At 64.0% G+C, this 14,816-nt stretch carries 15 protein-coding genes and 1 riboswitch; of the genes, 6 read left to right on the top strand and 9 right to left on the bottom strand.

Features of this window, described 5'->3' with window-relative positions; all coding sequences use genetic code 11:
* The first annotated feature begins 3 nt into the window (after nucleotides 1-3).
* On the top strand, nucleotides 4-933 hold the full coding sequence (locus LB568_RS10670) for a sugar kinase (RefSeq protein ID WP_224730078.1): 930 nt from the start codon (nucleotides 4-6) through the stop codon (nucleotides 931-933).
* Here the strand turns inward: LB568_RS10670 and LB568_RS10665 are convergent.
* Together LB568_RS10665 and hisC are read right to left on the bottom strand one after the other, a co-directional pair.
* A complete protein-coding gene (locus tag LB568_RS10665) occupies nucleotides 930-1,865 on the bottom strand; it encodes a prephenate/arogenate dehydrogenase family protein (RefSeq protein ID WP_224730077.1) in 936 nt (311 codons plus the stop codon). The genes LB568_RS10670 and LB568_RS10665 overlap by 4 nt on opposite strands.
* A 55-nt stretch (nucleotides 1,866-1,920) precedes the next feature.
* The gene (hisC, locus tag LB568_RS10660) at nucleotides 1,921-3,030 is read right to left on the bottom strand and encodes a histidinol-phosphate transaminase (RefSeq protein WP_224730076.1); all 1,110 of its coding nucleotides are present in this window, start codon (nucleotides 3,028-3,030) and stop codon (nucleotides 1,921-1,923) included.
* Nucleotides 3,031-3,225: 195 nt separating this feature from the next.
* Nucleotides 3,226-3,303: riboswitch (SAM riboswitch) on the top strand.
* 119 nt (nucleotides 3,304-3,422) lie between these two features.
* Between hisC and metX the strand changes: the two genes are divergently transcribed.
* Nucleotides 3,423-4,592, top strand: coding sequence for a homoserine O-acetyltransferase MetX (gene metX / locus LB568_RS10655; RefSeq protein ID WP_224730075.1), 1,170 nt, complete (start codon nucleotides 3,423-3,425; stop codon nucleotides 4,590-4,592).
* Between the two features lie 172 nt (nucleotides 4,593-4,764).
* Entirely contained in the window at nucleotides 4,765-5,379 is a 615-nt protein-coding gene (metW, locus tag LB568_RS10650; RefSeq protein ID WP_041164566.1) for a methionine biosynthesis protein MetW, read from the top strand.
* A gap of 12 nt (nucleotides 5,380-5,391) precedes the next feature.
* Here metW and LB568_RS10645 read toward each other — a convergent pair whose 3' ends face one another.
* Nucleotides 5,392-5,712, bottom strand: coding sequence for a DUF1330 domain-containing protein (locus tag LB568_RS10645; RefSeq protein WP_224730074.1), 321 nt, complete (start codon nucleotides 5,710-5,712; stop codon nucleotides 5,392-5,394).
* A 459-nt stretch (nucleotides 5,713-6,171) separates the two neighbouring features.
* Between LB568_RS10645 and LB568_RS10640 the strand changes: the two genes are divergently transcribed.
* Nucleotides 6,172-7,086 carry a glycosyltransferase family 2 protein gene (locus LB568_RS10640; protein ID WP_224730073.1) on the top strand — a complete coding sequence of 305 codons (915 nt, stop codon included), beginning with the start codon at nucleotides 6,172-6,174 and terminating at the stop codon, nucleotides 7,084-7,086.
* Nucleotides 7,087-7,115: 29 nt separating this feature from the next.
* On the opposite strand, the gene LB568_RS10635 is transcribed toward LB568_RS10640, so the two are convergent.
* The 3 genes from LB568_RS10635 to LB568_RS10625 form a co-directional block, all read right to left on the bottom strand.
* Nucleotides 7,116-7,919, bottom strand: a complete 804-nt coding sequence (locus LB568_RS10635) for a DUF1194 domain-containing protein (protein ID WP_224730072.1) — start codon at nucleotides 7,917-7,919, stop codon at nucleotides 7,116-7,118.
* Nucleotides 7,920-8,004: 85 nt separating this feature from the next.
* Nucleotides 8,005-9,825, bottom strand: a complete 1,821-nt coding sequence (locus tag LB568_RS10630; protein WP_013892789.1) for an ABC transporter ATP-binding protein/permease — start codon at nucleotides 9,823-9,825, stop codon at nucleotides 8,005-8,007.
* Nucleotides 9,826-9,963: 138 nt separating this feature from the next.
* Entirely contained in the window at nucleotides 9,964-10,743 is a 780-nt protein-coding gene (locus tag LB568_RS10625; protein ID WP_041164028.1) for a class I SAM-dependent methyltransferase, read from the bottom strand.
* A gap of 207 nt (nucleotides 10,744-10,950) precedes the next feature.
* Here LB568_RS10625 and gloB point away from each other — a divergent pair, with 207 nt between their 5' ends.
* Nucleotides 10,951-11,718, top strand: coding sequence for a hydroxyacylglutathione hydrolase (gene gloB, locus LB568_RS10620; protein ID WP_013892787.1), 768 nt, complete (start codon nucleotides 10,951-10,953; stop codon nucleotides 11,716-11,718).
* Between the two features lie 13 nt (nucleotides 11,719-11,731).
* Nucleotides 11,732-12,172: a cupin domain-containing protein gene (locus LB568_RS10615; RefSeq protein WP_013892786.1), complete on the top strand. Its 441-nt coding sequence runs from the start codon at nucleotides 11,732-11,734 to the stop codon at nucleotides 12,170-12,172.
* Here LB568_RS10615 and LB568_RS10610 read toward each other — a convergent pair.
* The 3 genes from LB568_RS10610 to LB568_RS10600 are packed head-to-tail and all read right to left on the bottom strand — an operon-like array spanning nucleotide 12,147 to nucleotide 14,611.
* Entirely contained in the window at nucleotides 12,147-12,821 is a 675-nt protein-coding gene (locus LB568_RS10610) for a lysoplasmalogenase (protein WP_013892785.1), read from the bottom strand. The genes LB568_RS10615 and LB568_RS10610 overlap by 26 nt on opposite strands.
* A complete protein-coding gene (locus LB568_RS10605; RefSeq protein ID WP_224730071.1) occupies nucleotides 12,818-13,774 on the bottom strand; it encodes a DMT family transporter in 957 nt (318 codons plus the stop codon). Before LB568_RS10605 ends, LB568_RS10610 begins: the two co-directional genes overlap by 4 nt.
* Before the next feature lie 48 nt (nucleotides 13,775-13,822).
* On the bottom strand, nucleotides 13,823-14,611 hold the full coding sequence (locus LB568_RS10600; RefSeq protein WP_224730070.1) for a DUF3108 domain-containing protein: 789 nt from the start codon (nucleotides 14,609-14,611) through the stop codon (nucleotides 13,823-13,825).
* Nucleotides 14,612-14,816 lie beyond the last annotated feature (205 nt).

Genomic DNA, 14,816 nt, shown 5'->3' with positions numbered 1-14,816 from the left:
GGCATGGACAGACCGGCAAAGCTTCTGAGCGTCGGCGCGCTGACGCTCGATACCATTCTTCGGGTCGACACCCTCCCCGCGCATCAGGGAAAATTCATCGCCTCCGACGGCGTCCAGATCGCCTCCGGCATGGCCACGAGCGCTGCCTGCGCCGCGCATCGCCTCGGCGCGGAAGTGTCGCTGTGGGCGAGCGCCGGCGATGATCCGGTCGGCGATCAGCTGATTGCCGGGATCGAGGCGGAGGGCGTCGATTGCACCCATGTCCGCCGCGTCAGCGGCGCGCGGTCGGCGCTGGCTTCGATCCTGGTCGACGCGCATGGTGAGCGCATCATCGTGCCGTTCTACGACAGCAAGGCCCAGGCCGATCCCGATGCGTTGCCGGTCGCCGACCTCTCCGCGTTCGATGCCGTGCTGGCCGACGTGCGCTGGCCGGGCGCGGCGGCACTTGCCCTGAAGGCCGCCCGCGCCGCCGGCCGTCCGGCCATCCTCGATGCCGACACAGCGCCGCTGGCGGTGCTGGAGCAGCTGTTGCCGCTGGCCTCGCACATCGTCGCCTCCGAGCCGGCGGTCCGCATCATTTGCGGCCAGGCGCTGGATCTGGAGACCGCTTGCGCCGACCTTGCCTCCCGCACCGATGCCTTTGTCGCGGTGACCGCCGGCGCGTCCGGAACATGGTGGTCCGATCGTGCGAGCAGAGGCATCCGCCATGTCGACGCGCCGAGGATAAAGGCGGTCGACACGCTGGCCGCCGGCGATGTCTTTCACGGCGCCTTTGCCGTCGGGCTGGCGGAAGCCATGCCCGCCGAGCAGGCCTTGCGCTTTGCCAGCGCCGCCGCCGCGCTCAAATGCCTGCGCTTCGGCGGCAGGCTCGGCGCGCCAAACCGGGCCGAGACACTGGCCATGGTCGCCGCGACCTGGCCTGGACAGGCTTAGCTTTTTGCAGGATGCTCGACGGCCTGGCGGCCGAAATCGGGCGCGTCGATATCCTGGCCGGCCTCGATGATCGAGCGGCGCACGGCGCGCGTCCGGGTGAACAGGTCGAAGAGCTTGTCGCCGTCGCCCCAGCGGATCGCCCGCTGCAGGAACGCCAAATCTTCCGAGAACCGCGCCAGCATTTCGAGGATGGCATCCTTGTTGTGCAGGCAGACGTCCCGCCACATTGTCGGGTCGGAGGCGGCCAGACGCGTGAAGTCGCGAAAACCGGAGGCGGAATATTTGATTACTTCCGTCTTGGTCACCGATTCCAGATCGTCGGCGGTACCGACGATGTTGTAGGCAATGATGTGTGGCAAATGCGAGACGATGGCCAGCGTCATGTCGTGATGCTGGGGGTCCATCGTGTCGATGTTGGCGCCGCAGCGGCGCCAGAATTCCGATAGCTGCTCCATTGCGTCCGGATCGGTATCCGGCAGCGGCGTAAAGATGCACCAGCGATTGTCGAACAGGTCGGCAAACCCGGCGTCCGGCCCCGATTTTTCGGTACCGGCCAGCGGGTGTCCGGGAATGAAGTGGACGCCATCAGGCACATGCGGCTGCATCTGCGCGATGACAGAGGCCTTGGTCGAGCCGACATCGGTGAGGATCGCGCCCTTTTTCAGCGCCGGCGCGATTTCCTCGGCGACCGCGCCCGATGAGCCGACGGGTACCGAGACGATGACCAGATCGGCGTCGCGAACAGCTTCTTTCGCATCCGTGGTGTAGGAGGAGCCGAGCCCAAGCTCTTCAGCTCGCGCCAGTGTCGCGGCGCTGCGGGTCGAGATGGCGACATGGCTGGCAAGACCCTCGCGGCGAATGACGCGGGCCAGCGACGAGCCGATCAGGCCGATGCCGACCAGCGCGATCTTTTCAAACATCGGTGATGTCATGGTGTTTCCAGCTCTGGGCGTTCCAGCTTTTTTGGCGTTCTGGCTTTTCGGCGTTCTAGCTTTTCAGGAATGTCGTGAGCGCGGCGACAACGCCGCGATTGGCCTCTTCGGTGCCGACGGTCATGCGCAGCGCGTTGGGAAATCCGTAGCCGGAAACGCGCCGCAAAATATAGCCGCGCGCCGTCAGGTAGTCGTCGGCCGCCGCCGCGGAATGCTTCTGGTCGTCGGGAAAATGGATGAGGATGAAATTGCCGACGCTGGGCGTCACCCGCAGCCCAAGTCCGGTCATCTCCTGGCTCAGCCAGGCGAGCCAGGTCTCGTTATGCGCCACGCTGCGCTCGACATGGGCACGGTCTCGGATCGCCGCGATGCCGGCCTCGATCGCAGTCGCATTGACGTTGAAAGGGCCGCGCACGCGGTTGATCGCATCGACGATGTGCATCGGCCCGTACATCCAGCCGAGCCGCGCCCCGCCGAGGCCGATCTTGGAGAAGGTGCGCGTCATCACCACGTTCTCGGTACTGCCGACCAACTCGATGCCCGCCTCGTAGTCGTTGCGGCGGACATATTCGGCATAGGCCGCGTCGAGCACCAGAAGCACGTTGCGCGGCAGGCCGGCATGCAGCCGGCGCACCTCCTGGAACGGCACATAGGTGCCGGTCGGATTGTTCGGATTGGCGAGGAACACGATCTTCGTGCGCGGCGTAATTGCGGCCAGTATCGCATCGATGTCGGCGCGCTCGTCGGTCTCCTTGACCGCGATCGGCGCGGCACCAGCCGACTGGATGTAGATTTTGTAGACCATGAAGGCGTGTTCGGTGAACACGGCCTCGTCGCCCGGCGCGAGGTAGGTCTGCGCCAGCAGGCCAAGGATCTCGTCGGAACCGTTGGAGCAGATGATGTTCTGCGGGTTGAGGCCATGCACCTCGGCGATCGCCTCGCGCAGCCGCCTCGCCGTGCCATCGGGGTAGACGTCGAGCTTTCCCGCAACCTCCCGCGCGGCCTCGATCGCCTTCGGCGACGGACCGAGCGGGTTCTCGTTCGACGACAGCTTGTAGACCTTGGCGACCCCGGCCGGCGCCGTGCTCTTGCCGGGCACGTAGGCATCTATGTCCATGATGCCCGCGCGCGGCGTTGGACGTGCCCGATCCGGTATCTGGTTCATTTTTTTCAAAATCCGTCGAAATCGCCTCCACCCGGAGGCCGCTGCGGAAATACAAGCCATGGCCCGCAATGTCGAGAGGTGCCATTGGTGCCGGCGGCCGGCCCAGCAACCGGCTCAACTGCCGGCCCAGTGACCGGCTCAGGACCGGCCCGGGACCGGCATTGACGGCGAGCCAGGCGAGTTCTAGAAGGACAGCGACAGTTCCGTGGTGATTTGGCCGGTCGGCTTGCAGCCACGTTAAACAATTCGCTAAAGGGCCGTTTGCGTGACGTAACCGGCTTTGCGAAGGCAATGCCGGTTTTTTGTTGTCCGCTGCCGGCCGGACGAACGCATCGGCGACGCGGAGATCGGCAGCGATTTCCGCGAAAGCACGGTGCAACAAGAGAGAATTGATGGCCGCTCTGCGCGCAGGAAAGACCAACAACGAGTTCGACAAGCCGTCGAGCCCGGTGTTGCGTTTCGGGTCCGACAAGCCGCTCAAGCTCGATGCCGGCACGCTGCTGTCGCCGTTCCAGATCGCTTACCAGACCTATGGCACGCTGAATGATGCCCGCTCCAACGCCATCCTCGTCTGCCATGCGCTGACCGGCGACCAGCATGTCGCCAGCACCAATCCGGTGACCGGCAAGCCGGGCTGGTGGGAAGTCCTGATCGGCCCGGGCCGGATCATCGACACCAACCGGTTCTTCGTCATCTGCTCCAACGTCATCGGCGGCTGCCTGGGTTCGACCGGCCCGGCATCGACCAACCCAGCCACCGGCAAGCCCTATGGGCTCGATCTGCCGATCATCACCATCCGCGATATGGTGCGGGCGCAGCAGATGCTGATCGACCATTTCGGCATCGAGAAGCTGTTCTGCGTGCTCGGCGGCTCGATGGGCGGCATGCAGGTGCTGGAATGGGCATCGAGCTATCCCGAGCGCGTCTTCTCGGCGCTGCCGATCGCCACTGGCGCGCGCCATTCCTCGCAGAACATCGCCTTCCACGAGGTCGGCCGGCAAGCCGTCATGGCCGACCCGGACTGGCATGGCGGCAAATATTTCGAGCACGGCAAGCGCCCGGAAAAGGGTCTGGCGGTGGCGCGCATGGCCGCCCACATCACCTATCTGTCGGAAGCCGCCCTGCACCGGAAATTCGGCCGCAACCTGCAGGATCGCGAAGCACTGACCTTCGGCTTCGACGCAGACTTCCAGATCGAGAGCTATCTGCGACACCAGGGCATGACCTTCGTCGACCGCTTCGACGCCAATTCCTATCTCTACATGACGCGGTCGATGGACTATTTCGACCTCGCCGCCGACCATGGCGGCCGGTTGGCGGACGCCTTTGCCGGCACCAAGACCCGGTTCTGCCTGGTGTCCTTCACCAGCGACTGGCTGTTTCCGACCGAGGAGAGCCGCTCGATCGTGCATGCGCTCAACGCCGCCGGCGCCTCGGTATCCTTCGTCGAGATCGAGACCGATCGCGGCCATGACGCCTTCCTGCTCGACGAACCGGAACTGTTCGCCGCCATCAACGGCTTCATCGGCTCGGCGGCAAGGGCGAGAGGGCTCAGCGCATGATCCCGAACAGTTGCAGACTTTCCGGATCGAGATCATGTGCCAGGCGTCAGCGCATGACCCCGAAAAGTTGCAGGTTTTTCGGATCGAGATCATGTGCCAGGCGTCAGCGCATGACCCCGAAAAGTTGCAGACTTTTCGGATCGGGATCATGCGCCAGGCAAGGGGCGACATCATGAGCGTCAACGGCAACCAGCGCGTCGACCTCGAGGTCGTCGCCAACCTGATCCCGCCGCAGTCGCGGGTGCTCGACGTCGGTTCGGGCGACGGTTCGCTGCTCGAATTGCTGCAGGACACCAAGCAGGTCGACGGCCGCGGGCTTGAATTGTCGCAGCGTGGCGTCAACGAATGCGTGGCGCGCGGCCTCTCGGTCATCCAGGGCGATGCCGACAAGGATCTCGAATTCTATCCCGACAAGGGCTTTGACTTCGTCGTCCTGTCGCAGACCTTGCAGGCCACCCGCAACCCGAAGCTGGTGCTCGACGAATTGCTCCGGATCGGCAACCGGGCGATCGTGTCCTTCCCCAATTTCGGCCACTGGCGGGTGCGGCTGTCACTGTTCGTCAAGGGCCGCATGCCGGTGACCTCGGACCTGCCCTATTCCTGGTACGACACACCCAACATCCACTTCTGCACTATCCGGGACTTCGTCAATCTGTGCGAAGAGCTTGGCGCTACGGTGGAAAAGGCAACCGCGCTCGACGCCAACGGTCAGAAGATCGGCCTGTCGATGCCCTGGTGGTTCTGGAACTTCTTCGGCCAGCAGGCGGTGTTCCTGCTGAAACGATAAGGCACCACGCATCTAGTCCAGGACATCGGTGGCCTTGTGCGGATGTTCGACACCGTCGACGAAGATGACGTCGGATTGCGAATTGTCGGTCCGCAGGGCGAGGATCGCCTGATAGGCCGGCGAATTGTACCAGCCGCGCACATGCTCCCTGTCGGGGAATTCGATGATGATGAGGTGGCCTTGCCAGTCGTTCTCTATCACCTCGACATCGCCGCCATGGACCAGGAACCGGCCACCGAAGGGCTCCAGCGTGGCATCGATCTTGTGCAGATATTCGACAATCTGCGGACCCATTGTGGCTTGGCGCATATGGGCAACGGCGTAGGCGGTCATGATCTTACTCCCTTCGGATCGAAGCCGATCGGCCGGCCTCGCTAGAGCATGATGCCGAAAGGTGTGAAGCGGTTTTCGGATCATGCTCCGTCTCTAGGACAATCTGCCCAAGCTCCCGCGGCGATGCGATTACGTCTGACGTAAAGGAATGTATGCAATTCCGCTCCGGGTTTGGCCATCTTCGCAAGATTGATTCCCGGGAGGACTGATTCGCGGAAGACTGATTCACGGGAAGACTGGAGGGCGACGGTGTTGCATTTGAACCGCGCGCTGCACCAATTCGTCGTCTCGCGCGCGATTGTACCGTTGCACGACGCGTGACAGGAGCGGCTGTTTTTTATAGCTTCCGCCAAATACGACCGAGGAGTCACGGAGGGGGAGTCCGATCCATTCGACCATCCTGAAGATCCATAGACCGGACAGGAAGCGCACATTTGCGCTGGAAGCGGCTGACGCGCCATGACCGCGAAAACGGAGCGCTCTCCCCTCATCACGGTCATTACGCCGACCCACAATCGACGCGACAAAGTGTTGCGCGCCGTCGAAAGCGTGCTTTCCCAGAGCATGCCTAGGCTTGAGCATATCGTCGTCGACGACGGCTCCACCGATGGTACGGAGGCGGCGCTGGCCCGTATTCGCGATCCTCGGCTGATCTATGTCGGCGCGAAATGGCGGGGCGCCAACGCCGCCAGGAATGCCGGCATCGAGCGGGCGCGGGCGCCGGTGGTGACCTTCCTTGATTCGGACGACGTCTACTTGCCGCATCGGGTCGAACGGACCTTGAAATGGTTTGATGACAATCCGGCGCTTCAGGTGCTGCTCTCTTCATACGTTTCCCTGAAGGGAAACCGAGCCACCAACAGCGTCAACCGGACTGCTTTTCTGAGCCCATCAATGCTGGAGCGAGCGGTGGTGGCACAGACGGCCTTCGTCGCCGGCTCTGCGATAACGGCCCGTCGCGACGCCTTGCTGGCGATCGGCGGCTACGACAGCGACATCACCCGGATGCAGGATCGGGAATTGTTGCTGCGCCTGGCAAGACGCTTCGGCGCGCAATTGTCCAGGGATATCGACTGGACGAAACACAGTTCGCAGAATTCGATTTCTGGCCGCAGGGCGGGTTACGTCGAAGCCTATGCGGACCTGATGGGCAAACACCCGCATATCGCCCGCTGCTACCCTCACGTCCCGCCGTTCATGATCACGCGGCAGATCATCGCCGATCTTCTCAAAGGTCGGATACCTGAGGCCTTCGCAGGCTACATGGCTAACCGCTCGTCGGAAGCGCTTGGCTATTCATTGCCGGAACTGATCAATGGCTACGTCCATGGCCGGCGTTGGCGTCGCGATCTCTACGATGAAGTTCGCGACTAATTTGCTGCGTCGCCGGCGCGGCCGACGATCTACCGGTCGAGTTCCGGGAAATACGGATCAGACAGGAACCGCCTGTCCCGCTCGCCTTGCAGGCAGTCGATCGGTGCATCCGTCTCGATGGGGGTGACCTTGGCCTTGTCCTGAATGCCGCTCACTTCGAGGATCAGCTTGCGCCGGATCGCCGTCGAGAACTCCGCGGACGCATAAATCGGCAGCACGAAGGAACCAGGCCCGCCGGTCACGCACTGCGCATAATACCGGTCGAGATGGCTGAAGGTCGGCGACGGCTTGATCAGGATCGGCAGACCGTTGATGATTATGCCTTTGGCAACGGCCGCATCGCGCGTGGCGGTGACCGGCGGCCCGATATTGTTGGGACCGTCGCCCGATATGTCGATGACGCTGCGTTCGCCGGCGAAATCCGTCCTGTCGAACAGCCCGGCGCCGAAGGCGAGCGCGGTCGAAATCGAGGTGCCGCGAAAACTCCGGAACGGGCGCGCCGCGACCTTGTCGGCAAAGCGGTTGGCGCTCTCGGCGCTGTCGATGACCTGCCAGCTGATGACCGCGTCATCGCGCACCGTGCCGGCCCATTCGAAATAAGCAATCGCGATCCGGCCTGTATTGCCGGAACGGACAGCCTGGATGAAGTCGGGATGCCGCAGCGCTTCGACATAGCCGGCGCGTTGCAGGGCGAACTCCGTCTCGTCCATCGACAAGGAGATGTCGACCGCCAGCACCAGCTCGACGTCGACGGCCAATGCCTCCGGTGGCGAGCCGACGGGAGTTGCCTGGGTGCAGGCAAGGCAAGCAAGCAGGCGCAGCGCATCAAGCATGGCCAATGCCAGGTTGTTTCTGCAGGAAATCTTCCATTGCGATCACGGCAAAATAAGGTTTTGCCCCCGCAACCGGAGAAAACGCCTATTTTTTGCGATGAGCCGCTACCGGCGGCGGTTCGATCGCGCCGGCCCTGACATGGACAGGCTTCAGCGCCGGCGCGTCGGGATCCTTGACGATCGTCAAGCCGCGCGGAAAGAATTGGTTGTTGTGCTGGCCGCGCCCGATGTTGATGATCGCGGTTCCCTTCAGGTGCTTTTCCAGCATTGCCAGCACACGCCGCAGCGACGGGCCGTCGAATGCGTCCATCGCTTCGTCGATGATCACCCATTTCGGCTGCCGCAAGGCGAGCCTGGCCACGCCCAGCAAGCGCTGTTCGTCATCGCCCAGCTCATGGTCCCAGCGCCCGACACGGTCGAGCGACCCCGACAGCCGTTCAAGACCGACCTCGGCCAATACAGCCGAAATCTCGGCATCACTCGCCGGCGCATGCCCGTTTGCGTGGTTGAGCACCTCGCGCAACGTGCCGGCCGGCAAGTACGGGACACGCGGCACGAAGATGAGGGTTTCTCCAGCCGGCAGGCCGATCTTTCCGCTGCCCCAGGGCCAAAGCCCGGCAATGGCGCGGAAGAACAGCGTCTTGCCGGCACCTGGTTCGCCGGTGATCATGACGCGCTCGCCGGGGCGGATTTCGACATGCTGGTCGGAGAGTTTGGTGCAGCCTTCCGGCGAGGCCACTTGGAGCTTCTCGAACGTCAGGCTGCCATTGGCATTTTGATCGAAGGCGATACGCTTTTCGGTGTCGTGCAGCACATCGGTTTCATAGAGCGCGATGCGGAAGTCGGCGACGCGCATCAGCGTGGCGCGCCAGTCGGCGATGCTGCCGATGTTGTTGATGAACCATCGCAACGAAGAATGGACCTGGTTGAAGGCACCGACCGCCATCATCAGCCCGCCAAAGCTGATATCGCCCGAGAAATAGACCGGTGAGGCAACCAGGATCGGCGCCACCACCGTGATCCAGCCATAGGTGTCGGTCACCCAGGACAGGTTGATCTGGGCGGTATAGATGCGCCGCATGGCGCCCAGCACCGTGCCGAGGTCGAGTTCGAGCCGTCGCTTGGCATCGGCTTCGCCATGGTAAAGCGCGATGGCATCGACATTCTCGTTGACGCGCACCATCGAGGACCGCAGCTCCGCCTCTCGTGTGTAGCGGTCGCTGTTGAGGCGGATCAGCGGCCGTCCGACCAGCCAGCTCAGCCAGGAAGCCGTGCCGGCATAGAGGAAGGCCGCCCAGACCATGTAGCCCGGTATGGCCAGCGACCAGCCGTTGACGTGGAAGACGAAGCCCGACGACAATTGCCACAGCACACCGACGAAGGACACCAGCAGGATCAGCGACTGTAAGAGACCGACGCCGAGATCGGTCGACAGGTCCGAGAGATGCGCGGCATCCTGCTGCATGCGCTGGTCGGGATTGACGCCGATGGCGCCGGCATTGGCGAGCCTGAAGGCACGCGTCGGCCGCATCCACTGGTCGATCAGGTCCAGCGTCAGCGCCTCGCGCAGCTTCAGCCGGATCATCTGATTGAGCCAGGTCTGACCAATATTGAGCACCAGAAGCCCGCCGGCGATCATCGCAAAGACGACGAGCTGATGCACGAAGGCCGCCATGTCGCGGCGCGCGAGCGCGTCGTAGAAGGGTTGGTTCCAGCGATTGAGCAGGACCTGGCCGATCGATGTCGCGATGATGACGGCCATGATGCCGACAGACGTCCACAGCAACCATTTGCGAACCGGCGACCCCACCAGTGCCAGCCTGATCGTCGCCACCTGGTCGCGCAGGCTGCTGGCTTCGACGGCAACGAGCTGGACCGTGGCGTCCTTTTCCGGTTGATCAGCCATATCGGAGGTCCCTAACGTTCAGAAGCGGTGCTGAAACCGGATGAAGAGAACAAGCGGCATTCGCCATATCGATCTGGCTGCGAATTCACCACGACAGATAGGTTGGGAAATGCCGCACGGTGCAAATTTCCGCCATGATCACGAAGGTTTCACCTGGCGGGCCGACGCATTGCCCTCGGCCCGGCGGCCGAGCCGCGTCGCGCCATGCGGCGACAGCACCGGCACGAAGACGCGGCGAGACGCGCGCTGCGCCACCGGCACGCCTTGATAGAGCCGTTTCTGCGCCTCGACGACGATGACGCCGGAAAAGATCGGCCATAGCCGCCGGCCGGCGCGCTCCAGCACATTGTGGAAGCGCATCATGAAGCGCCGCCGTGACGGCGGGAAGAACAGCGCATCCGACCAGGCCGCCGGCGTGAAATTCGCCTCGCGCAATAGTTCCGTGAGCTGCCCGCGCGAGAAGGGTCGCCCATTGCCGAACGGCGTATGCTCGAAACGCGCCCAGACGCCGCGCCGGTTCGGCACGACGATGACGACGCGCCCGGCGGGCGACAGCACCCGCCAGATCTCGTTCAGCGTCTCGCGCGGATTCTCGACATGTTCGAGCGAATGGACGAGCAGCATGCGGTCGATGCAGGAATCGACCAGCGGCAGTTCCTCGTCGAAAACCAGGGCTGTCGCGGTCGGCCCCGTGGTCGGCCAGACGACGGCGCCCTGCGTCGCCGGCATGAAGGCAAAGACCCGCTCGGCGTCGGAGCCGAACCGCTCCAGCCAGGGTAATGTGTAGCCGAGGCCGACCAGCCGCTCATTCGGGACAGTGGCCCATATCGACGACAGCGCCATGGTGATCGAGTGCTCGGCGAACCGGCCGAGCGTTGTCGAATAGAAGGAGCGAAGATCGACGATGTCGGAATGCATGTCAGGGATGTAGCCGTGATATCGGCCGGATTCAACAAAGGCCCGAGGCGACCGACACATCCCCCGAGTGATACCCGTCATCTCCGGGAGTGACACTTGTCATCTCCGGGAGTGACACCCGTCATCTCCGGGAGCGACAGTTGTCATCCCCGGGATGACATCCGCGCGCCGGCGCCCTATGTCTGCGGCGACAGATGGAGAGATGCAATGCCGGTCGAAATCGAACAGTTCATGTGCCGCAGCGACAATTTCGGCGTGCTGGTGCATGACCCCGAAAGCGGCCAGACCGCGATCATCGATGCGCCCGAGGAAGCGCCGATCCTGGCCGCGGTCAAGCGCACCGGCTGGACGCCGACGATGATCCTGACCACGCACCACCACATGGATCACGTCGAGGCCAATCTGGCGTTGAAGGAACGCTTCAAGCTGCGCATCGTCGGCCCGGAAGCGGAAAAGGCCAAGATCCCCGGCATCGACGAAACCGTCGAAGAGAGCTCGGTCCTGCATCTCGGCGAGGAACGCATCGAGGTGATCGCGACCCCCGGCCACACCGCCGGCCATGTCTCCTATCACCTGCCGGCATCGAAAGTTGCGTTCACCGCCGACACCCTGTTCGCTCTGGGCTGCGGTCGGCTGTTCGAGTGCAAGCCGCCGGTGATGTATGGCTCGCTGAAGAAGCTTGCGGCACTTCCCGCCGCCACGGTCATCTACTGCGGCCACGAATACACCCTCGCCAACGCGCGTTTCGCGCTGACCGTCGACCCGACCAACTCGGCATTGAGGGAGCGCGCCGCCAGGATCGAGGCGCTGCGGGCCGACAACAAGCCGACGCTGCCGACGACGATCGGCGAGGAACTGTCGACCAATCCTTTCCTGCGCTGGCACGATCCGGCAATCCGCAAGCATCTCGGCATGGAAAAGGCCGGCGATGCCGAGGTGTTCGCCGAGATCCGCAAGCGCAAGGACAACTTCTGAGCGCCGCGCTAGCATGACCAGCTCCGCGGAAATCATCGCAACGCTCGGCCTGAAACCGCATCCGGAAGGCGGCTGGTACGCCGAGACCTTTCGCGACGACGCCGGCGGCGCGCGCGGCCATTCGACCGCCATCTATTTCCTGCTGGAACAGCACCAGGTCTCGGCTTGGCACCGGGTCAAGGACGCCGCCGAGGTCTGGCATTTCTACGCCGGCGCGCCGCTGGCATTGTCGATGTGGGAAGAAGGCAGTGCCGTTATCGAGCAGGTGCTCGGCATCGAACTCACGGCGGGCGAACGGCCGCAGGTCGTCGTGTCGGCGGGCTGCTGGCAATCGGCGCGCAGCCTGGGCGAATGGACGCTGGTCGGCTGCACCGTGGCGCCGGGGTTCGATTTCGCCGCCTTCGAACTGGCCGCGCCGGGCTGGCAGCCTACCCCAGCAGGAAGCCCAGCGTGATCGCGACCTGAGCTGCGTAGTACAGCACCCACACCGCCAAGCGCATCCAGGCGCGATGCGGCGAGATGGCAGCGACCAGGAATTTTTCCGTGGCGAGCAAAGCGTCCGACGCCATGAACAGCACGGCGCCGCCGATTACCCAGGCGCTGCTCGTCGTCAGCGCCGACAGGCCCATCGCCAGGATCGCCACGACATAGATAGCGATCGGAATGCGCAGGCCTGGGCCGACCCGGCGCCATAACGCCGCCAGCATGACGATCACGAATACCGCCATCGCCAGCGCGATCGCGCCGCGCCAGGATTCGGCGCCGAGAACACCCAATCCGCCGCCACTGCGCAGGAACAGCGCGACATAGACGATGTGGGCGATGAGAAAGCTCGTCAGCCCGCCCAGAAACGCCTTCTCTCCCTCGCGCGACAGGAAGGCGTCGCCGACCGCGCTGAGCGCAAGGGCGGCCACCAGTAGCGGCGGGCCGCCTTGCAGCGCCGAAAGCACGGCGAGCATCGCCACGGCGAGCGTCTTTGCCGCCGAACGGGCGAGCGATGGTGGCATGCCGAGCGTGAAGGCGTAGATGACCGCGGCCACCAGCGAAAAGATCAGCGTTGCATTGGCGTTAGCGTCGATGCCGCCGGCAAACGGCATCGTCATGCCCGGGCTCCGGTTTTGGATGCCCCGGCTCCGGTTTCGGATGCCCGGGCTCCGGTTTCGGATGCCCCGGCCTCGCTTTGGGCTGCTGCCGGCTTGCGCAGGAACAGCGATTTTGCCGCCAGTGCGGCCCCGCCGGTGATGAGCACGCAAGCGGCGAGGATGCGCAGCGACGGTTCGGCGACACCCGCCGCGATCAGCACCAGCGTCGACAGCAGCGGCGCCGCATAGCTCGCGGCGCCCAGCACCTGGATGTTGCCGCGCTTGACGCCGATGTCCCAGGCGTAGAAGGCGGCGCCCACCGGCATCAGGCCAAGCCCGAGCACGGCGAGCCACTGGCCGGCGCCGTCAGGCAGCACCGTTTGTTCCAACAGGAGATGGCAGGCAAGCGACAGCAACGCCGTAGCCGCGCAGAACCAGGTGACGATCGAGGTCGGCACCGACGGAAAACGCCGCGACAGAAGCGAATAGGACGACCACAAGACGGCGCAGACGGCGGCCATGGCATAGCCGAAGGCGTAGCGCGCGTCGAAGGCCAGCCCGCCGCCCTTGGTGACGATCAGCACCGTGCCGGCAAGGCCAAGCAGCGCGCCGACGACATGGTTCCACGCCAGTTTTTCGCCCGGCATCAGCGCCGAACCGAGCACGATCAGCAGCGGCCACAGATAGGCGATCAGGCTCGCCTCGACGGCAGGCGCGTTACGCAGCGCGGTGAAGTAGAAGAAATGGTAGCCGAACAGGCCGGCAATGCCGATCAGCCAGACCTGCGGCGGTATTTTCTGGCTTTTATCCGCGGCCGGCATGAAAAGGCGCGCGACAAGCCCGACTCCGGTGCCGATCGAGAAGGTGATCGCCGACAACAGGAACGGCGGCACCTTTCCGGACGCGTCGGTGAGCAACGCCAAAAGCGCCCACATGGCGACCGCCGAAAAGCCGATCAGTGTTGCGCGCGCCATTCCGTCTCCAGTGGCGCGCCCCATTCTGTCGCCAGTGGCGGGCCTGGTCTATTGCACTGCTTCGAAACGCCCGGCGCTGATGGTCAAGGTGCCGATCTGCGTGCCGACCGTGGCATGGATCGGCGCATATACTCCGGTTTGGCCGAGCGGCGCAAACGTCACCATCATGCGGCTTTTGTTCTTGAGATAGTTGAGCGCCTTGCGGCCCTTGCGATAGCCCGCCACGGGCTCGAAGCCCATCCGGCAAGTGACGGTGTCGCCCTTGTAGCCCGGCACCGAGATCGTGCCTTTCGAATCGTAGGTCAGCGTCAGATCGGCGCGCATCTCGCCATCGTAGAACTTGACCTTGCGGCCGCAGACTTGGTCGAGGCTGTCGGCATGGATGACGGTCGCCGCCATCGGATCGAGCACCCCTGCCAGGTCGCCGGCGCCGATCGGCACCCAGGCCTTCGGGTCGCGCTTGCCCGGCGCCGGGACGACCTGCGTCGAGGTCACCGTGCCATTGGCGAAGCGGATGTCGATCGCCGACGCCTTCTTGCCCGAGGTATAGTCGGCGCGGAACGCCTGCGGCACCATCTTTTGGCCTGAAATCGTGCCCTTGGACGAGATCGTGCCCCGCGTATCGTCGAACAGTTTGGCCAGGCCAGCGGCCGAAACGCTGCCTTCGATTGCGTAGGCGCCATTCTCGTAGTGGCTCGCGAAGGTCGATCTCGCGATCGAGAGACCAAGGAACGACACGGTGTACTCGCCCTTGAAGGACTGCGGCGAGGCCGCCGATGCGGTGGAGGGCAAGGCGATGGCAAGCACGGCAACAAATGCACGAGACGAACGAGGCATGGCGGGATCGGATCCTTGATTTTCGGCCGGAGGCGGGCAACTCCGGTCTGGCATGTCCCTATGAGACCGCTTATAGGGTGAATTCCGGCCTTAATATGAAATGCCGGGCGCTTCCGTGGGGAAGCCGGAGCTTGACGCCCCGGTGAAATGCAACTATGGAACGCCAACTTTTTCCATAAGGCCGCCTGACCAGAACCGCGCGCCA

The organism is Mesorhizobium sp. B263B2A, assembly GCF_020165775.1.
GTDB classification, from domain to species: Bacteria; Pseudomonadota; Alphaproteobacteria; order Rhizobiales; family Rhizobiaceae; genus Mesorhizobium; species Mesorhizobium opportunistum.
Note: the sequence above shows the minus strand (reverse complement) of the source record. Positions and strands in the feature narration are given on the sequence as shown.